Below are 20,079 nucleotides of genomic sequence, written 5' to 3'. Positions count from 1 at the left end.
AGGCTCTCACGGATTGTTCTGTTCCGACGACGAATTGGGGCATTCGGGAATCTTGCCCCACAGCGGATCGGGCGACAGCGGCGCGCCGCAATACTTCCAGCGCGTTTCCTGAATGCAGAGTTGCTGGGTGAAAAAGTTGCCCTTGGTCTGACAGGCTGCTAGCGCGGCGCGCAGGGCTTCGACCCGTCCCGTCGGCTTGGGTGGTGCGGCGTGAGGCACGGGCTCTGCGACGGGCGCGCGGGCCTGCGTCGGCTGAGGCGCTGGCGGCGCAGGGCGCGCAGGCGCAGCAACGGGCGCAAAGGTCTCCGGCTGGGCCTGACGTTGCGGCACCGCCGGAGCAGGCGTGGCCGTGCTGGGCTTGCGCACGACAGGCTCGGGCTTGGGTGCGACCACAGGCGGCGCCGACGCCACCGCCGGTGTGGTCGGCACGGCCTGCGACGCTGGGGCAGGCGCGGCCGCAGCGGCGCGGGATGTACTCGCCGCCGTTGGCTGAGCCGGAGCCGACGCCGCAAACGCCGCCTCGCTCGCACCTACGGAAGCACCCGTCTTGTCTTGCTGCGGAGGTTGCATCGACCACCACAGCCCTCCCCCGCCTATGAGCAGCAGCGCAATCACGCCCGTGGCGATACCGCCGATGAGAAACGCGTTGCTGCCCTTCACCGGCTGCTGGGCGCCTTGGCCGCGCCCGGATCGAGATGACTGATCGGGCGAGGCACTGCGGGGCGGCGGCGCGGCGCGGGCCGCCTGTGCACGCTCGCGTATTTCCGCTTCCAACCGGGCCGTGGCGGCAAGGCGCTCGGCCTCGCGCTGCGCGCGCTCACGCTGCGCTGTCTGTTCGGCTTCTCGCGCAGCCGCAGCCGCAGCCGCGGCGGCTTCATTCTCTGCCTGCTGCTGTTTCGCGCGCTGCAGTTGCGCCTGGGCCTGCGCTTGCCGATCAGCGGCCTCCTGCGCCTGTCGCTCGGCTTGCCGCCGGGACTGCTCGGCCTCGGCTTCGGCCCGTCTCGCCTCTTCAGCCCGGCGCGCCTCTTCGTCTCTCAATGCCTGCGCATCGCGATGCGCCTGAAGTTGCGCGGCCTGAAGTTGCGCCGCCTGCTCGGCTTGCTGGCTCGCCTCATTCTGGGGATGCGGGGCAGCAGCCTCTGGGGGCTGCATCGGCTTGACCTGAGTCGGCAACAACGCGCCGCACTGTCGGCAAAACTTGGCGTCTTCTTGGTTCTGCGTGCCGCATTGGGTACAAAAACGTGGCATGGTGGCCCCCAGATCGAAATGGCAACGATCTTAACGAGAGCGTTGACAGCTTCATGCGTTTTCCATGACAAAAAAGCCCGCCATCCTTGCGGATGGCGGGCTTGCGTTGCAGCACGCTGCTGAACGGGACCTGGAATTACATGCCCATGTCGCCCATGCCGCCCATACCGCCGCCGGGCATGGCGGGTGCGCTCTCGTCCTTCGGCGCCTCGGCCACCATGCACTCGGTGGTCAGCATCAGGGCCGCCACGGAGGCGGCGTTTTGCAGCGCGGTGCGGGTGACCTTGGTCGGGTCGAGAATGCCCATATCCAGCATATCGCCGTAGGTGTCATTGGCGGCGTTGAAGCCAAAATTGCCCTTGCCTTCAAGCACCTTGTTGATCACCACGCTGGGCTCGCCACCGGCGTTGGCAACGATTTCGCGCAGCGGCTGTTCAATGGCACGCAGCACAATCTTGATGCCAGCTTCCTGGTCGTGGTTGTCGCCCTTGATCTCGCCTGCGGCCTGACGGGCACGCAGCAGGGCCACGCCGCCGCCAGCCACAATGCCTTCTTCCACCGCAGCGCGGGTAGCGTGCAGGGCGTCTTCGACACGAGCCTTCTTCTCCTTCATTTCCATCTCGGTGGCGGCGCCGACCTTGATGACGGCCACACCACCGGCCAGCTTGGCCACGCGCTCTTGCAGCTTTTCGCGGTCGTAATCAGAGGTGGCTTCCTCGATCTGGATGCGGATCTGCTTGACGCGCGCTTCGATGTCGGCGGCAACACCAGCACCGTCGATGACGATGGTGTTTTCCTTGCCCACTTCGATGCGCTTGGCCTGGCCCAGATCGGCCAGCGTGACCTTTTCCAGCGTCAGGCCGACTTCTTCGGCGATGACCTTGCCGCCGGTCAGGATGGCGATGTCTTCCAGCATGGCCTTGCGACGGTCACCAAAGCCCGGTGCCTTGACGGCCACGGTCTTGAGGATGCCGCGGATGCTGTTGACCACCAGGGTAGCCAGCGCTTCGCCGTCCACGTCTTCAGCGATGATCAGCAGCGGACGGCTGGACTTGGCCACTTGCTCCAGCGCGGGCAGCAGGTCGCGGATGTTGGAGATTTTCTTGTCGTGCAGCAGCACGAACGGGTTGTCGAGCACGGCAACCTGTTTGTCCTGGTTGTTGATGAAGTAGGGCGACAGATAGCCACGGTCGAACTGCATGCCTTCGACGATGTCGAGCTCGTTTTCCAGGCTCTTGCCGTCTTCGACGGTGATCACGCCTTCCTTGCCCACCTTGTCCATCGCCTCAGCGATGATCTGGCCGACATTCGCGTCGCTGTTGGCCGAGATAGAGCCGACCTGCGCGATTTCCTTGGTGTTGGAGCAAGGCTTGGAGGCCTTCTTCAACTCTTCGACCAGCGCGGTGACCGCTTTGTCGATGCCGCGCTTGAGGTCCATCGGGTTCATGCCGGCGGCCACATACTTCATGCCTTCGCGCACGATGGCTTGGGCCAGCACGGTGGCGGTGGTGGTGCCGTCACCGGCGTTGTCGGAGGTCTTGGAGGCGACTTCCTTGACCATCTGCGCGCCCATGTTCTGCAGCTTGTCCTTCAGCTCGATTTCCTTGGCCACGGACACACCGTCCTTGGTCACGGTGGGGGCGCCGAACGAGCGCTCGAGCACCACATTGCGGCCCTTGGGGCCCAGGGTCGTCTTGACAGCGTTGGCGAGAATGTTCACGCCTTCCACCATGCGGGCGCGGGCGTCCGCACCAAAAATCACGTCTTTTGCAGCCATTGAAATTCTCCGTAAATTTGCAGTTGAAGCAGGAATCAGATCACGCGAATGACGTGAATTACTTCTCGATGACGGCCATCAGGTCGTCTTCGCGCATCACCATCAGTTCGTCGCCGTCGACCTTGACGGTCTGGCCGGCGTACTTGCCGAACAGCACGCGGTCGCCCACCTTCACTGCCATGGCCACCAGCTTGCCCTGGTCGTCATGCTTGCCCGGCCCCACGGCCAGCACTTCGCCTTGATCGGGCTTTTCCGCCGCGCTGCCCGGGATCACGATGCCCGAGGCGGTAGTGGTTTCTTGTTCGATACGCTTGACCACGACACGGTCATGCAGAGGGCGCAATTTCATGCAAATCTCCTGAAGTTTGTGGAAAACCGGGCGCCTGCTCGGAGCCCAATGACAAACCGCCTCCCGGACGATGCCCGGAACCGACGGCCAGAAACCCATTTTGAAGGCGCGTACATGACAGTGCGATGAAGCCGTTGTTAGCACTCACCTTCAACGAGTGCTAATTATAGGGACGGCCTTTCGGGTTTCAAGAGCCAGCGCACAAACCCCGCGAGCGGAGGTGATCGACAAGAAGTCCGCCGAGAGGTCGCCCGCCCCTGAGTTCGACAGTTCGAAGCCGTTGCGCAGCCACAAACAATCGCCGGGGTCCTATGAATCAATCACTTGCAAGCGCTCAGAAGGGCGTTTTCAGATTTCTTTGTAGTGCCAATTTACTACCGTGAAGTAGTTCATCTGCGCGTGCGCAGCGCTATACTTGGTGCATGTTCCTCAAGATCTCCTCCTCGGGCGGTCACCGCTACGTTCGGCTGGTGGAGTCGTTCCGCAACGCGGATGGCCAACCCCGGCAACGCACGATCGCAACCCTCGGGCGTCTGGACGAACAGGGCGGACCGCTCGATGCCCTGCTGGGGGCCTTGCTGCGGGCCAAGGGTCGGCCTTCGGGCGACAGTGATCCGTCTCAGGTGCGCTTCGAGTCGGCGCTGACGTTGGGCGATGTTTGGGCCCTGCACGCCTTGTGGCACGAACTCGGATTCCATGGCCTGGGCGCCATCTTCCGGCGCGCCCGGTTCACCACTGCGGTCGAGCACGCGATCCGTGTGATGGTCTTCAACCGACTGTGCGACCCAGACTCCAAGCTGGGCGTGCTGCGCTGGCTGCAGACCGTCAGCATGCCCGGCATCGACGTGGACAAGCTGACGCATCAGCACTTGCTGCGCAGCATGGATGCCCTGATGGACCACCAGCAAGCCGTCGACGACTGCGTGGCCCAGTTGCTGCGCCCGCTCATTGATGAAGACCTCTCGGTGGTCTTTTACGATCTGACCACCATCCGCGCCGAAGGTCTCAGCCAGCAAGACGGTGATGTACGCCACTTCGGCCTGTCCAAGGAGGGCGTGATCGCCCGGCAGTTCCTGCTGGGCGTGGTGCAGACAGCCGACGGCATGCCGATCTTCCACGAGGTGTTCGACGGCAACGCCGCCGAGGCGCCGACCCTGGAGCCCACCTTGAAGAAGGTGCTCTCGCGCTACCCGCACATCAGGCGCCTGGTGGTGGTGGCCGACCGCGGGCTACTTTCGCTTGACAACATCGAGGCGTTGTCCAAGTTGCATGGGGCTGGAGATCGGCCGCTGGAGTTCATCCTGGCGGTGCCGGGGCGACGCTACGGTGAGTTTGTCGATCTTCTCGAGCCCATGAGCGAGCGTGCTGCCCAGGCCAACCAGGAGATCGTCGAAGAGGCGCAGTGGCAAGGCCATCGCCTGGTGGTGGTCCACAGCCCCGTGCGAGCGACCGAGCAAACCCAGGAGCGCCTTGCACGCATCCATGCCTTGCAGCAACGCGCCGATCAGTTGGCCGGCAAGCTCGACGCCCAGGACGAAGGCAAAGTCCAGCGCGGGCGCAAGCTCTCGGATTCCGGCGCCAAGGCCCGCTTCTTCCACGAAGTCAGCGACGCCCGCCTGGCGCGCATCATCAAGGTGGACCTGCAGTCCGATCTGTTCACCTATGCGATCGATGAAACCGCACTCGCGCGAGCGCAACTCATGGACGGCAAGCTGATGCTGGTCACCAATGTCCAGGATCTGAGCCCGGCCGAGGTGGTGCGGCGCTACAAGTCGCTGGCCGACATCGAGCGTGGCTTCAAGGTGCTCAAGTCCGAGATCGAGATCGCCCCGGTGTTCCACCGCCGGCCCGAGCGCATCAAGGCCCACGCCAGCCTGTGCTTCATCGCGCTGATCCTGTACCGCGTCATGCGCCAGCGCCTCAAACTCGCCAGCAGCGAACTGTCTCCAGAAACCGCCCTGGCCGACCTGCGCCGCATCCAGCGCCACACCGTGCGCATCGACAGCGGCGCCCCCATCCACGGCATCTCCACCATCCAACCTCGCCAGGCCGATGTCCTGGCCGCACTCAACATCAAAAAACCCACCCAAGACACCCAACTGCCCCTGCTGTAGTGGCAATTTCAACAACCTGCCATAGACAGATCAAGCACTTACGACAGTTGGTGTCGAACTCGGGCCCGCCGCCTCAGTGGCCAGCCAACAGTGTCACCAAATGTACGTACGGTAAATGTTGGAAAGAATCGACCGTTCGTCGCCAGATTCACACCGTTCGTCGGCTCGCTGCGGCAGTTTGTGCAAAGCAATTCCACAATGCACGCAAGGAGAGTCCATCCATGCAGCGCAACCGCGGTTTCACCCTGATTGAACTGATGATCGTCGTGGCGGTCGTCGCCATTCTGTCGGCCATCGCCATTCCGGCTTACACCAGCTACGTCACTCGCAGCAAGCTGACCGAGGCGTTCTCAAACCTCTCCAGCATGAGCGTGGCCCTGCAGCAGTACTACCAGGACAACCGCACCTATGTTGGCGCTCCCATCTGCGCGACACCGCCCGCCGGAAAGGATTACCAGTTCAGTTGCCCCACCCTGACGGCGACGACTTTCACCCTCACCGCCACGCCGACGGGCGGCCTCGTCGCACCCAGCTACGCCATCGACCAGGACGGCAATAAATACACCACCAGCGTGCCCGCATCAGGCTGGGCCATGCCACCCGGAACCAGTTCCCCGCCATTGCCCGCTGGAACCACATCGAATGGCTGGGCGCGCGATCAATCCGGAAACACCTGACATGTCCCTCATCAAGTCACGTCAGACGGGCTTCACCCTCATCGAAATGATGGTGACCATCGCCATCGCCGCCCTGCTCGGCCTGATGGTCGTGCCCAATCTGGTGAGCATGGTCGATTCCGGCAAAACCTCGGTGCTGGTCAACAAGTTTCCCCAAGACGTGGCCTGGGCACGCAATCAGGCGGTGACCACGCAGCAGCCGGTCACCATCACCCTTGGGGCAAACAACACCTGTACCTGGAGCACCAGTGTGGGCGGAACGGTGATTGCAGAGCACTCAATGTCGCCAAGCCAAATCGCCGCCAGCTACCCGGGCATTACCTGCAGCATCACCGGCGGCAACACGCAGACGCTCACTTTCGATAGCCAAGGCTTCATCAACACCGCGCCCACCATCACCGTGACCGCTGCGCAAGGCCAGACCTGGACGCTGCAGGTACTCGCCTCCGGCAGTGTGATTCTCAACGCCAACACCGCATCATGACGCTCCAGCCCCCTCCTCCCGCTCGCGCAGCCGTAAATCAGGCCGGCATGTCGCTCATCAGTGTGCTGGTTGCCATCGTCATTTTCGGCCTGGGGATGCTGTCGATCGCATCGCTTTATAGCCTGGCCGTTCCGGCGCAGACCGCCAACCAGGAAGCGCTGGACACTGCGGCTTTCGGCAACCAGTTCTGGGCCATTCTGCAAGCCAGCCCGCAAGTCGTATCGCAGCTCAGCGCGGGCGTCACGCAAAGCTACACCAGCGCATCGGCCAGCGCCCCCGCCGCGTTGCAGCCCTGGCTGGCCAATATCTTCAGCACTCCATCCATGATGCTTCCAGGCGCCAAAGTCACCATCACCACCGGGGCGGGCGCCGACGGTAACCCCTGCGACGTGAGTAACCCCAATGCCCCGCTATGCGGCGTGACGTTGACCATTGCCTGGGCCGCAGGCAAGGGCGGTGGCGGCGCGCGCAGCCAGACGTATCAGTACCAGGTGGGCTTCTGACATGCGACACCTCTCCACCTCTCCTTCCTTATCCGCCGCCCACCGCCAGCACGGCCTGAGTCTCATCGAGCTGATGGTGGCCCTGGTCATCGGGCTGATCTTCGCCATCGCCGTGCTGCTGGTGCAGTCGTCCCTCACCAAGCAGAACGTGGAAATGAGCGATGTGATGCAGCGCGATACCCAGACCCGCGCCGCGCTCGATCTCATCAGTCGCGATCTGTCCAATGCCGGGTTCATGCTCGGCGGCGCTCAGTCGCGCTGCAGCGTGCTGCTGGCCTACGACAGCGGCATTGGCGGCAGCCAGCCGTTTGCCCAGTACCCGGTCTCTGCTGCGTCGCAGCCGCTGACCCTGCCCACCAGCACCGCAGCAGGCAGTACCAACTATCCCAGCATCACACCCGACCCCTCGGCCTATGGCACCAAGCAGCAATTCACCGACATGCTGTTCTTTACCGGCGCCACCAGCGCGCTGCAGACGCCAGGCAACGGCAACCCCACCGCCTACGTCGTGCAGAACTCCACCACCCAAGCCGCCAACGGCCAAGGTGCGCTCAACAGCAGTGAACTGCCCCTGGCTTCCACCGCCGGACTGAGTGTGGGCGATGCCGCCCTGCTGCGCATGCCGCTCAACGGGAAACTGGTGTGTTTCCGGGTTCCGATCGCCGATATCGGGCCCAGCACTTCACCCTCATCCACTTACATCAGTAGCAGTAGCAGCAGTCTGTTTCCCAGCACCGGGTACTCACCCTTCAACAATCAGCTGATCGCTGCCGGGGCGCTGCCGCCAGGCGGCAGTCTGACCAATCCGAATTTCGTGCAATCGCGCCTCACCGATCTGGGGCCGCAAACCAGCAGCAACGTGCAGACCGTGGTCTATTACATCGGCCAATATGCGAATGCGGGCGGCGGCTCCTATCCAGTCTTGGTGCGTGCCGTGCTCAATGCCCAGACCGACATGCTTGTGAGCCCGCCAGTGCCGGTAGCGGCAGGCGTGGTCAGCCTGCAGGCACTGTTCGGGGTGGATGAAAGCAACTCCGGCAGCGTGACCAACTACCTCACATGGCCCGCCGTCGTGAGCGGGAAGTACACGGCAAATGTGCGCAGCGTGCTGTTCGCACTGGTGACCAAATCGCTACAGAACGACCCCGGATACACCGCGCCTACAACGATCGCCCTACCCAGCCCCAGTCTGGGCCCGGCACAGTTCACCCCCTACACCGTACCCACAGGCATTGGTGGCCTGCCTGATTACAGCCACAACCATTTTTCCGTCATCGAATCCGAATTTGCCGTTCGGAACCAGCTATGGCCGCACTGACCCCTAACCTGACGCGTCGTGACGAGGGCGGCTACGTGCTGCTGCTCACTCTCATCACCTTGGTGGTGCTGCTATTCGGTGTGTTGTTCACCATGCGCGGAACACTGCTCCAGGGGGTGATGACCGGCAACACCGTGCAGCGGCAGAAAGACGTGCAAGCCGGTGACATGGCACTGCGGCAGGTGCAGCAGGCCATCATCCAGACCGCCAGCGGGGCAGGTCTTGTGCCTCTGGAGATCGCCGCCAGCAGCAAGCCCTGGTTTTACGTTCCGATCAACACCAGCAGTCCATGGCCGGTGCCCGGATCGAGTTCTGCCCCAACCTATTGGCAGAACTGCCAGGCCGCCAAGACCTGCGACACCTTGAGCAACGTGGCCACCGCCATCAGCCCCGCACCGCCCGCCTTGCCTGGCGGCTACACGGTACTCGTCACCGTCGTGCCCACCAATCTGCCGGTGGACGCCTATGCGTGCGGCACGACCGGATTCACTGCCACTTATTACGACATTTTCATGCATATGCAGGAAAGCAATGGCACTACGGCCGCAAATACCGAGAGTGTCTTCAAACTCTGCACGCCGGGTGCTTCCTGATCCCCACGATCGCATCCACAGATTCTTTTCTGAACGCCAATCGGATACCCATCATGCTGACACCATCTTGCCTGCGTCGCTACCTGATAGGGCTGAGTGCTTGGGCTGCACTTTGCGGACTCCTGATGTCTGGACTCGCACAAGCGCAGACAACCAATGTGCTGCAGGAAGACTTCACGGGCACTGCGCCCAATTTGAGCTGGTCCTCGTTTGGAGGTGCCTGCCTGACTGCGGGATCTGCCATTAACAGCGGCCCCAGCGCCAATGGGATTCCTGCTTGCCTTGGAGATAGTTATTACAGCAATGGCGACCTTTCCTACAACAATCCGGAAAACCCGCCTGTACCGCAAGTTCAAACCGGCCTGACAAACAATCAGGACAAACCAGGAAAAGGTGCCCTGAGGTTGACGAATGGCTGTGCAGTGCAGAACGGACAAAACGTCTGTTATTACAGTCAGGCGGGAGCCATTATCCTCAATTCGACTTACCCATCGAATCAAGGCATTAACGTAACATTCACCACCTACACCTACGGTGGCGATAACCAAGGTGGACACGGTGCGGACGGGATCGGTTTTTACATCCTGAATGGTTCTGCCCCTCAGAATATCGGCGCATGGGGTGGCAGCTTGGGATATAGCTGCTCCAACTCAAATTCTCCTTACAACGGCATGGCTGGCGCTTATCTCGGCCTTGGAATGGATGAATACGGAAATTTTCTGAACGGCTCAGTCTCTCAAAATAATAAATTGGTGTGCAATGGCGACAATACAAATACGGGCCTTGGCAAATGTCAAACAAGCCCCGGAGAAATCGGTATTCGCGGCTATGGCAATATCAATCTTGCGACCTTGCGAGCCATCAATCCCAATGCAACCACCGACGATGTAAAGAATACATGCATCAGCGGATCTTACTCTTACAACGGAACGACCTACTCACTCCCGGATTACCCAATGGTGCCTCCCCCTTCAGGAGGTTATCCTACGGGCTTACAAATCGCTAATGAATCGGCAACCACGCGTAGCCAGGCAACCCCGATTACCTACACCCTAAAAATCACGCCGGATGCCAAACTCAGTCTCTGGTACAAATACAATGCGACCAACACTGTCGGCGGTTTGGGTACCTCGGTGCTTTCGAACGTCAGTATTGCCAATACTGCCGTCTATGGACCGATGCCGTCCACCTTTCGCTTCGGCTTCGGTGCATCTACAGGTGGCAGTGATAACGTCCACGAAATCACCTGCTTCCAGGTCGTCCCGGCAACACAGGCGGTCACATCGCCCGTTGCTCCAGTGTCGATTTCTGGCGGCAGTTACATCTACTCATTGAGCAGCGATCCTGATCCGGTTGCAGGGCATGTGCAGGCGTTCCAAACAGTGGCCACCCCCACATCCAGCGCGAGTGCGCCGCTCGGCACGGCGACCGGCAACGCCATCTGGGATGCAGGAGATTCAACTCATATGTCGGCGACGATGCGCACGGCGAGCCTGTATTCCACTTCGACCACATCCAGCGGCGGTGCCGTAGGCTCCGGGACGACACCCTTGCTGACCTCGCTCGATTCCGCCGCATTTGGCACCTGGACGACATCGTCCTGTCTGCCCTCCGGCAGCACGGGGATCGGCATCATCGAGCAGTACACCATCGACCCGAATTACACCAACGGCACCTGCACCTACCTTGCTGGACGCAAACCGGGGTGGATGCTCGGGGGGATGAGCAGCAATGATTCCGCCGGCTTTCTCGCCCCACCCGGTAACGCCAACCTACTGAGCCTGCCCGGCTATGTCGCGTTCGCGCAGGCGAATAAAAGTCGGGAAAAGGCCGTGCTGTTTACCAGCAACGACGGTTTTCTCTATGCCATCGACGCCACCAGCGGCAACCTGATCTGGGGCTGGATGCCCAGGCCATTTGTCTCCTACCTGGGAAATGCCCCGGGACTCGTGGGTGCGACCTGTGGCAATACAGTCAAGAATGGCGCCTGCTTCGACGGTCAGTTCACCACCATCGACGCCGTGAATACGACGGCCAACGCGACAGCGAGCAACTGGGCGACCTATATCGTTGGCACGGCAGCAGGGGGCTCTTATCACTATGCCTTGCAGCTCACGACGAATACCTCGGGCGCACCAATGCCAACGAATCAGACCTGGGGAGTCAGTGTCGCTGGCGGCAGTTCGCCGCAGGAACAAGCCCCGGTGATCGCAACGATCAACGGCCAGCAGTACGCGCTTTTCACGGTCAACACCACAACCAGCGGTACGACGACCAGCAAGTTCTACGAGGTCAATGTTGCCACGGGTGCGGGCGCATCCACATCGGCGAAGCTACCCTTCGTCGCCAACAGCTCCATCACCTACGTCCCGGCAACGGGCACAGTCTGGATGGGGGACACCCAGGGAGGCGTCTGGAGTATGAATGTCTCTGGCTCGGCGTCCGCAGACGCGAGCGCCGCACTGCAAGTAGCAACGATGAGTCCCGCAGGAGCTGTGCTCTTTGTCGGCTATACGGAAATCGGCGGCTTGCCTTACATCTGGGCAGCCTCTGCCAATGAGATCGAAGCCTACTCACTTTCCGGCGCGAATTCGCTTCCGCTGTGGGCCAGCACCGGCGGCAGTTCTCCACTGGGGTATCTGGGCAATGGATCGGGTAGTTTGAGTACAAGCACTGCGGTCATGGCGCTGCAAACGGGCGGGCAAATCTCAGCGGCACCGGCCCTGATCAACGGCGTGCTTGTCGTCCCGGTCTATGTGCCGCCCACGAGTTCTTGTGCCATCACTGGAACGGGCTATTACGACCTGTTCGATCTGGTCAGCGGTGGTCTGCCGAAGATTTCCATCACCTACAAAAACAATGCCGTCACGAATGGGATCATTTCGCTAGGCTTGGGAGTCCCCTACACGCCGTCATATACCGTGACGCCATCGGGCACTCTGGTCTATCCAGGAAACAGCCAGCCCCCTTCTCCGTCGCAGGGCATCAATCCCATACAGTTCGGCGGGAACGTCATGAACAAGCCCATCGCCTGGCGCCAATATTGAGCGGGATTGGCAACCCGGCGGCGCCTTGTGGGTTTTCCTCCACAGCGCGCCGCCGGTTTGTGCAGCATTTCACAAAACCAGCCATTCGCTGAAGCACGGCCCCTGTTGCGGGCTGCGTGGCGGCGCTACAAAGCGGGCATGAATCTGTCCATCTCCTCCTGCACACCCAGCAAGCGCTCGCGCGGCTTCACCCTGCTGGAGTTGATGATGGCCATCGCCCTGGTGGGCGTGCTCACCGCCATCGCCCTGCCGATTTACAGCGGCTACCGGCTCAAGGTTGAAAATGCGCAGGCGCAGCAAGACGTGGTGTCCATCTCTGCGGCCATCCAGAACTATTGGGTTTACAACCGCACGTTGCCCAATTCGCTGGCCGACATCGGCATGGCGGGCAAGCTCGATCCCTGGGGCCACCCCTATGTTTACTACAACATCGAGGAAAACGGCAAAGGCCACGCGCGCAAGGACAAGGCGCTCAACCCCATCAACACCGACTTCGATCTCTACAGCATGGGGGCGAACGGGCAGACCCAATCGCAGATCAGCAATAAGGTCAGCCTCGATGACATCATCCGCGCCAACAACGGCGCGTATATCGGTCTGGCAGCCAATTACTGAGTCCGTGGCCTGCGCCTCTTACTTCCCCTGCGGCGCTACGCCGCGTTGTCGTTGAGCGGCGATGCGTCCGCAGCGCCTGTCTACCTGGTTTTCCGGCAGCCGCCTGGGGCGCCAGTTGTTTGCGTTGTTCGTCGTTGCGGCACTGGTGCCGCTGGCGCTGTCGGACTGGTTGTCGAGCACGGCGGTCAACCAGGTGGCGCGGCAGCTCAATATGCAGAGCCAGCAGCGCATGACCCGGCAGGTCAGCCGTCAGGTGTTCGACCGCTTGCTCACGGCCAAAACCCTGCTGCTCGCCTTGCCGTCCTCCGCGCCGCAAGCTGACGCGCAGCTCCCAGTCCTGGGGCGGGCGTTTGACGCCCTGCTGCTGCAAACGCCGCAGGGCAAGCCGGAATGGGCCTCCGCCAACGCCGCCAATCTGTGGCGCAACTGGCAGCGCGCCTTCCCCGCCATCCCGCCGGTTCAACCCCTCATGGATGCCAGCGCCGGTTTGACACAGGTGTTGTTGCGCACGCATCGCGCGACGGGCGAGCCGACACGGGTCTACCTGGCCACTTTGCAAAATGGGCAGCCCCGGTGGATTGCAGAACTCAACCCGCAATTCCTCTGGGGCCCGGTTCATGATGCGATGGACGGCGGCGTGTGGAGTGTGCGCGATGTCGAAGGCACCTCGCTTTACCCCGTTGCCAACGTCACCGCGCCCGCCGCCCAGCGCGGCACGGCGGCCGACTCGGTGTTTCGCTTTCAGCTCTTTCTCGGCGGCGAGTTTGGCGCGCCAGACTGGCTGTTCATTCAACAAGCGCCGCCGCCCCGCGTGAGTTGGCTGGGCTGGCCGCTGGCGGTGTGGCTGGGCCTCGTGGCGGCGGCCACGCTGCTGCTGATCGCCCTGCTCGCGCAGCGGCAAATTCGCCGCACGTTGGTGCCGCTGGAACAACTCACCGCGGGCACACGCAGCCTGGCCGCTGGCGACAACTGCGCACGCGTGCAAGTGCACAGCCAAGACGAGTTCGGCGTGCTGGCCGGCGCGTTCAACGACATGGCCGCCAAGATCGGCGCGCAGTTTCATGCGCTGGAAGGGCTGGCCGCGATGGACCGCGACATTCTGTCGGGCGCTTCGGTGGACAGCCTGGCCCGGCGCGTGCTCGATCAACTCGAAGGGCTCTACCCCAAGGCCAGCGCCGCGGTGATCTGGCAGAAAGAGCCGCAGAATTTCCGCCGTGCGGTGCTGTGGCACGACGGCAAGACGAATAAAACCGTGTTCGACGTGCGCGACGTGGCCTGCGATGCGACCGCGCAGGCCCAGTGGTCAGCGCTGCAAGGCGACCGGCAGTTTCAGATCAACAGTCCGGGCGAAAACGCCCTGCGCGACACCCCCTGCCTGCGCAGCCTCATGCCCCCTGCGGACGACTGGGTGGCGCTGCTGCCGCTACGGCAGGGTGACGTGATGCCTGCACTCATCGCCCTCGGCCTGCCTGCTGAGCCCGCCGCGAGCGAGTTGCAACCCGCCGCCGAAGTGCGCGATCGCCTGGCCGTGGGTCTGGCCGCGCAAGACCGCGAGCGGGCGCTGGTGCATCAAGCCACGCACGACAGCCTCACCGGCCTGCTCAACCGCCACGGCCTGCACGAAAAGCTCGACGCCCTGCTGGCGCCCGGCCAGGCCGCCGCCCCGCTGGCCTTGCTCTACATCGACCTCGACAACTTCAAGGATGTCAACGACAGCCGCGGCCATGCTGCGGGCGACGCGCTGCTGTGCCAGGCCAGCGAGCGGTTGCGCACGCGGCTGCAAGCCAACGGCATCGTGGCGCGCCAGGGTGGAGATGAGTTCACCCTGGTATTGCCCTTGGCCGACGCGGCCACGGCGCAGGCCACGGCGGATGCCATGATTCGCGCCCTGCGCGAGCCGTTCGAGCTGGCGGGCGGCCCGGTTCAAGTGGGCGCCAGCGTGGGCATTGCCCTGTGCCCGCAGCATGCCTGCGAGCGCAACGAACTACTGCGCTGCGCCGACATTGCGCTGTACGCCGCCAAGGCCTATGGCCGTGGCCGCGCCCAACTGTTCAACCCCACGCTCGACGCCGAAGCCCGCACCCTGGCCCAGCTGCTGGCCGACCTGCGGCAGGCGCTGGTGCGCGGTGAATTTGTCGCGCACTATCAGCCGCGTGTGAATGCAGGCGATGGCCGAATCACCTCTGCCGAAGCGCTGATCCGCTGGCATCACCCGCAGCGCGGGCTGCTGTTCCCCGATGCATTCATTGCCGTAGCCGAGTCGTATGGGCTGATTGCGCCCATCGGCCGCTGGATACTTGACGCCGCCTGCCAGCAAATGGCCCAGTGGCGGCGCGAAGGCATCGATATCGCGCGGGTTTCGGTCAATGTTTCCGCCGTTCAGTTTGAATCGGGCGAACTCGTCGGGCAGGTGCAAAACGCGCTGGAACGCCACGCCGTCCCGCCCGCCACGCTCGAACTCGAAATCACCGAAAGCCTGCTGGTGGATGAAAACGACGCCCTGTTCGCCCAGCTCACCGCACTGCGCGACATGGGAGTGACCCTCGCGCTCGACGACTTCGGCACCGGCTATTCGTCCATGGCGGCGCTGCGCAAGCTGCCGATCGACGTGATGAAAATCGACCGCTCCTTCGTCATCGATCTGGAAACCGACGCCAGCGCCCTGCCCGCGGTACGCGCCATCGTGGCGCTGGCGCAGGCCTCGCATCTGCACCTCGTGGCCGAAGGCGTGGAAACCGAGACGCAGGCACGCATGCTGCGCGAACTGGGCTGTCACGAGTTGCAGGGCTATCTGTATTCACGCCCCGTCGAGCCCTCGAAGTTTCTGCAACTTCCCGGCTTGCGCCACGGCGCGCCCGCAGCCTGAAACTCACCCCCGCAGCAGATAAAACCCGTGATACACATCGACTGAATGCTCGGGTTCGAAGGCGATGTGGCAATGTTTGTCGGGGTTTTGCCAGCGGTCGACGATCTGGTAGCCCAAGCGGGTAAAGCCTTCCAGAAACGGCGCGTAGGCGGCGATGCGGTACGGGCAGAAAGCGGTGCCGATGCTCTGCAGGGTGAAGTAGTCTTGCCCGCCGTTGTCCAGCACATGCAGCGGCGTGAGATTGAGGATGATATGACGCGGAGGACGCTCCAGCGTGGCCAAGCGCTGCGCCAACGTGTCGGGCAGGTACTGCAGCACGCCCAGCGCCAGCAGCACGTCCACACCCTCGGCGACGCGGAAATCGCCGTTGAAGCTCAGCTGCCCCGCGGGGTCGCGCTCGCGGGCGATGTCTGCGCCCCGCGCCATCACCGCGGGCACGTCGCTCACCGTCCAGCGCAGACCCGGCGGATAGTCGAGGTAGCGCTGATAGCCGTAGTAGCCAATGCCGATATGCCCGCCCAGATCGAACACCGAGCTTTGGCTCTGCGCAAACAGTTTTTGCAGCCAGAAGATGACGGGATAGTCGCTGGGGTAGATGCGCTTGATGCGCTCAAGATACATGCCCGCCGCATCGGCGTTGTCATAGCCCAGCGGGCGGGTGGGCGGCGCGCTGGCCTGCGCGGCGTCGAAGCTGGAATAAACGCCGCGAAACAGGTTGGCGTCGGTGTTTTTGGCAAAGGCGGCCTCTGCACGCTGGCGGCGCAGCGCGCCGAGGGGCGGCAGATCGGCCAGGCGATCCAGGGCGGCGTGAGTGCGCTCAAGCAGGGGCATGACGGTCTCCATCGAAGCGGCAAACGATACCGCAAAACTGGCCGCGCGCAAGCTCGCATTGAATGTAATTAGTTGTCTCTAATGGTGTCCTTATTTTTCTTTTGTGTGGCCAGATCAAGAGATGGCTTCACCGAAGCACGGCGCCAGAAATCGATTGCGAACGGTCAATCTTTTCAAACATCGGCAGGCGCAGCATCTCGCCCATTCTTCCAACGAGACGAGTGTGGGCCATGGATTTCCATCGACAAACCGCAGACAGCCGGATCGCGCGCGCGGCGCGATCTGCGCAGGCCGTTCTCTTAGCCGCCGGGCTACTGGCGCTCAGCCCCTTGGCGCGGGCGCAGGACGCCGCAACCTTCGTGGCACAGAACGGGGTAAAAGTTCAACCCGCCGACGCGGCGCAAGATAGTTGGCATGTGGTGCCCAGTGTCGTGCCCACGGTGCAGAAGGGCAATGTGGGCAAGGAGATGCCGCAGGATCACAGCCAGTTTCCGCAGCTCAAGGGCCCGTTCACCTCGCCTGAGCAGGTGACCAAGGCCTGCCTGAGCTGCCACACCGACGCGGCCAAGCAGGTCATGTCCACCATTCACTGGACGTGGAAGGCCTACGACCCCAAGACCAAGACACTGGTGGGCAAGAACCACGTCTACAACAACTTCTGCGTCAGCCCGATCAGCAACGAGCAGTTCTGCACCGTGTGCCATGTGGGCTATGGCAGCACCGACCCGAACAAGTTCGTGCCGTTCGACCACCGCAGCCAGGATCATGTGGACTGCCTGGTGTGCCACGATCAGACCAAGACTTATCACAAGATTCCGTTCATCGGCGGCAATCCGGCGATGGAAAAAATCGCGGTGCGTCCCGGCTGCGGCGAGGTCTATGGCACCGACAAGCCTTTCGTCGAACCGGAGAATCTCGCCAACATTGCGCAGCATGTGGGCTCGCCCACGCGCTACACCTGCGGCCAGTGCCACTTCTACGGCGGCGGCGGCGACGGCGTGAAGCACGGCGACATGGACAGCTCGCTGGTCAACCCCGCGCGCGCTGAAGACGTGCACATGGCGACCAATGGCCTGAACTTCTCTTGCCAGGAGTGCCATAAGACCGAGAACCACAATGTCAGCGGTTCGCGCTACGTCACCGACATGATGTTCGGCGACAAACAGTTCATGCGCGGCAACCCGCACAACACCCAGGCGGCGAGTTGCGTGTCGTGCCACGGACAGACGCCGCACAAAGGCAACGACCTCAACAGCCAGATTCAGGCCGCGACGCTGAACATGCACACCCGCGACATCGCCTGCGAAACCTGCCACATCCCTGAGTTCGCGCGCGGCGGTCTGCCCACCAAGATGGAGTGGAACTACGCCACCGCAGGCAAGCTCGCGCCCAACGGCTCGCCGCTGGTCATCAACGACAGCCACGGCTGGAACACCTACTGGGGCGTCAAAGGCAGCTTCAAGTGGGCGGAAAACGTGGTGCCGCAGTACCGCTGGTTCAACGGCGTGGAACGCTGGATGAATGTCGGCGACAAGGTGCAGGACTTCAAAGACACCAACGGCGTGGTGCAGCTCAACGCCATCGAGGGCAGCCCGACCGACGGCAAGTCCAAGATCTTCCCGTTCAAGATCATGCGCAACAACCAGCCGTATGACACCCAGACGGGCATCCTCACGGTGTTTCATTCCTTCGGTTTCGACAAAGACTCCTACACCATGAGTTACGACTGGCAGACCTCGATCGAGGCCGGCATGAAGGCCGCGCACCTGCCGTATTCAGGGCACTACGGCTTTGTCAAGACCGATATGTACTGGCCGATCGAGCACATGGTGGCGCCCAAGACGCAGGCGCTGTCGTGCATGCAGTGCCACGCCAGCGACGGCCGGCTGCAAAACATCGACGGCGTGTACATGCCGCATCGCCCGAAAGACCACAACACCTGGCTGGAACGCATCGGCCTGACCGTCGCCGCGCTCGCCTTGGCTGGGGTGCTGCTGCACGGCCTCATCCGCTTCGGTCTGTGGCTGCGTCGCCGCGGTCATTGAAAGGACATCATCATGACGACACAACGCGTTTACAGATTCACCCGCTTCGAGCGCTTCTGGCACTGGAGCCAGGCCGCGCTCATCATCACCATGCTGTTCACCGGCTTCGAGATTCACGGCTATCTCGGCGGCTTCAATTTCGAGCACGCGCTGCTCATCCACGAATACGCCGCCTGGCTGCTGATGACCCTATGGACTTTCGCCATCTTCTGGCACTTCACCACCGGCGCATGGAAAAACTACATCCCCGACCTGCGCCCGAAAAGCCTGTGGACGGTGGCGCGCTATTACGCCTGGGGCATGTTCATCGGCGAGCATCACCCGTATCACAAGGAGCCGTTTCGCAAACACAACCCGCTGCAGCGGCTGGCGTATCTGTGGCTCAAGCTGATGATCAATCCGCTCATCTGGGCCAGCGGCCTGCTGCTGCTGTTTTTCAGCTATGGCTGGATTCGTCTCTCGCCCCTGGGGCTGCAGCTCGACTGGGTGGCGCTCACCCACACCGCAGCCGCCTACATGATGCTGCTGTTCTTCATCCTGCACGTCTATCTGGGCACCACGGCGCACCCGCCAACCGCCTACATCAAGGCCATGATCACCGGCTGGGAAGATGAAGACGAACCGGCCGCGCCCGCCTCCTCCAGCGTCGCACAACCGGAGCCTCACCATGGCTGATACCCGACTCTCCCGCACCGGCCGTCTGTTGCAGTTGACCGTGCTGGGCACCGCACTCTCGGCCCTGAGCCTGAGCGCCGTTCTGAGCATCGATACCCTGGCGCAGGCTGCCGAACCTGCGGCCAAGCCCGCCTCGGCCCCGGCGACGCAAATCAATCTGGAAAGCGCCTCGCTCACCGACTTGCCCGGCTCGCCCTCGCGTGTGCGCATCGATCAAAGTCTGGGCGTACACGCCATCAAACAGCGCGACGGGTTTGTCGAGCTGGACAACGCCGTGCTGCTCAAGACCTATGTCTATGCGTATTCCAAGCAACCGGTGAACTACACCGGCATCCTCACGCCGAATACCGAAATGATCGAACCGCCCGCGCCGGTGCAGGCCAGCGCGAAGGAAAAGCAGCAGGTCGACGCCATGATCGCTTTCGACAAGGCGCACCCCAAGCTGCGCATCGACGTCGATGACATCGCGCTCGACGCCTATGTACCGCAGGGCAAGTACTACCCCATCGACAACCGCCTGTTCATCCACGGCGCCGGGTATTACTTCGACAACTCGCCGTATCACTACACCTACGATCACCCCGAAGCATTTCGCCATTTAGCCTGCGCCGATGCCGCCGTGATGAAAACCCTCGACGACGCCATCGCCAACTATCAGCACTTTCACATGGCCATTTTCGCCACCGTGCTCGGCGGCGACGCCAAGACGCAAGGGTTGCTGCTGCGGGTGGATGAAGTGCAGCTCAAGGATGCACTGGGCAATGTGCTGATCGACCAGAAGACGCAGTGAGTTGGCGCTGTTGGCTTGGCGCCAACTGAGTCGGCGCAAACCCGCACCCCCTCCCAACCTCCCCCACCAGTGGGGGAGGAGCAAACCATCCCAGACGCGGTGGGAGAGACGTTTCTAACTCCCTCCCACCCCGTGGGGAGGGTTGGG

Annotated in this window: 16 protein-coding genes; 12 read left to right on the top strand and 4 right to left on the bottom strand. The window is 62.5% G+C overall.

The annotated features are described in order from the left end of the window. Window positions 1–6: 6 nt before the first annotated feature. From THI_RS19480 to THI_RS03765, 3 genes are all read right to left on the bottom strand, one after another. The gene (locus tag THI_RS19480) at window positions 7–1,248 is read right to left on the bottom strand and encodes a zinc ribbon domain-containing protein (protein ID WP_013104899.1); all 1,242 of its coding nucleotides are present in this window, start codon (window positions 1,246–1,248) and stop codon (window positions 7–9) included. A gap of 136 nt (window positions 1,249–1,384) precedes the next feature. Further along, window positions 1,385–3,025 carry a chaperonin GroEL gene (gene groL, locus THI_RS03770; protein WP_013104898.1) on the bottom strand — a complete coding sequence of 547 codons (1,641 nt, stop codon included), beginning with the start codon at window positions 3,023–3,025 and terminating at the stop codon, window positions 1,385–1,387. Between the two features lie 58 nt (window positions 3,026–3,083). Next, on the bottom strand, window positions 3,084–3,374 hold the full coding sequence (locus tag THI_RS03765; RefSeq protein WP_013104897.1) for a co-chaperone GroES: 291 nt from the start codon (window positions 3,372–3,374) through the stop codon (window positions 3,084–3,086). Between the two features lie 422 nt (window positions 3,375–3,796). Between THI_RS03765 and THI_RS03760 the strand changes: the two genes are divergently transcribed. The 9 genes from THI_RS03760 to THI_RS03710 all read left to right on the top strand — a co-directional run bounded on the left by THI_RS03760 (window position 3,797) and on the right by THI_RS03710 (window position 15,591). After that, a complete protein-coding gene (locus THI_RS03760) occupies window positions 3,797–5,488 on the top strand; it encodes an IS1634-like element ISThsp7 family transposase (protein ID WP_013104896.1) in 1,692 nt (563 codons plus the stop codon). 221 nt (window positions 5,489–5,709) lie between these two features. After that, entirely contained in the window at window positions 5,710–6,165 is a 456-nt protein-coding gene (locus THI_RS03755; protein WP_013104895.1) for a type IV pilin protein, read from the top strand. A 1-nt stretch (window position 6,166) separates the two neighbouring features. Further along, window positions 6,167–6,649 (top strand): GspH/FimT family pseudopilin, encoded by a 483-nt coding sequence (locus THI_RS03750; RefSeq protein WP_013104894.1) that lies wholly within the window; start codon window positions 6,167–6,169, stop codon window positions 6,647–6,649. Beyond that, the gene (locus tag THI_RS03745) at window positions 6,646–7,152 is read left to right on the top strand and encodes a type IV pilus modification PilV family protein (protein WP_013104893.1); all 507 of its coding nucleotides are present in this window, start codon (window positions 6,646–6,648) and stop codon (window positions 7,150–7,152) included. The genes THI_RS03750 and THI_RS03745 overlap by 4 nt, the downstream gene beginning before the upstream one ends. 1 nt (window position 7,153) lies before the next feature. Then, the gene (locus THI_RS03740; RefSeq protein ID WP_013104892.1) at window positions 7,154–8,470 is read left to right on the top strand and encodes a PilW family protein; all 1,317 of its coding nucleotides are present in this window, start codon (window positions 7,154–7,156) and stop codon (window positions 8,468–8,470) included. Further along, window positions 8,458–9,063, top strand: coding sequence for a hypothetical protein (locus THI_RS03735; protein ID WP_013104891.1), 606 nt, complete (start codon window positions 8,458–8,460; stop codon window positions 9,061–9,063). Before THI_RS03740 ends, THI_RS03735 begins: the two co-directional genes overlap by 13 nt. Window positions 9,064–9,116: 53 nt before the next feature. Then, the gene (locus THI_RS18735; RefSeq protein WP_013104890.1) at window positions 9,117–12,110 is read left to right on the top strand and encodes a Putative Concanavalin A-like lectin/glucanase; all 2,994 of its coding nucleotides are present in this window, start codon (window positions 9,117–9,119) and stop codon (window positions 12,108–12,110) included. Between the two features lie 138 nt (window positions 12,111–12,248). Next, window positions 12,249–12,725 (top strand): type IV pilin protein, encoded by a 477-nt coding sequence (locus THI_RS03715; protein WP_013104889.1) that lies wholly within the window; start codon window positions 12,249–12,251, stop codon window positions 12,723–12,725. Between the two features lie 61 nt (window positions 12,726–12,786). Next, on the top strand, window positions 12,787–15,591 hold the full coding sequence (locus THI_RS03710; RefSeq protein ID WP_013104888.1) for a putative bifunctional diguanylate cyclase/phosphodiesterase: 2,805 nt from the start codon (window positions 12,787–12,789) through the stop codon (window positions 15,589–15,591). Between the two features lie 3 nt (window positions 15,592–15,594). Here the strand turns inward: THI_RS03710 and THI_RS03705 are convergent, their stop codons facing one another. Further along, complete coding sequence (locus THI_RS03705) at window positions 15,595–16,422, bottom strand: TIGR04325 family methyltransferase (protein WP_013104887.1); 828 nt, start codon at window positions 16,420–16,422, stop codon at window positions 15,595–15,597. Window positions 16,423–16,652: 230 nt separating this feature from the next. On the opposite strand from THI_RS03705, the gene THI_RS03700 reads away from it, so the two are divergent. The 3 genes from THI_RS03700 to THI_RS03690 are packed head-to-tail and all read left to right on the top strand — an operon-like array spanning window position 16,653 to window position 19,932. Then, the gene (locus THI_RS03700; protein ID WP_013104886.1) at window positions 16,653–18,467 is read left to right on the top strand and encodes a tetrathionate reductase family octaheme c-type cytochrome; all 1,815 of its coding nucleotides are present in this window, start codon (window positions 16,653–16,655) and stop codon (window positions 18,465–18,467) included. A gap of 12 nt (window positions 18,468–18,479) precedes the next feature. Further along, window positions 18,480–19,142, top strand: coding sequence for a cytochrome b/b6 domain-containing protein (locus THI_RS03695; RefSeq protein WP_013104885.1), 663 nt, complete (start codon window positions 18,480–18,482; stop codon window positions 19,140–19,142). Next, window positions 19,135–19,932, top strand: coding sequence for a hypothetical protein (locus tag THI_RS03690; RefSeq protein WP_013104884.1), 798 nt, complete (start codon window positions 19,135–19,137; stop codon window positions 19,930–19,932). Before THI_RS03695 ends, THI_RS03690 begins: the two co-directional genes overlap by 8 nt. The last annotated feature ends 147 nt before the right edge of the window (window positions 19,933–20,079 follow it).

Source organism: Thiomonas arsenitoxydans (genome assembly GCF_000253115.1).
In the GTDB taxonomy this organism is placed as follows: Bacteria; Pseudomonadota; Gammaproteobacteria; order Burkholderiales; family Burkholderiaceae_C; genus Thiomonas; species Thiomonas arsenitoxydans.
The sequence above is the reverse complement of the archived record's forward strand: the minus strand, read 5'-3'. Positions and strand labels throughout refer to the sequence as shown.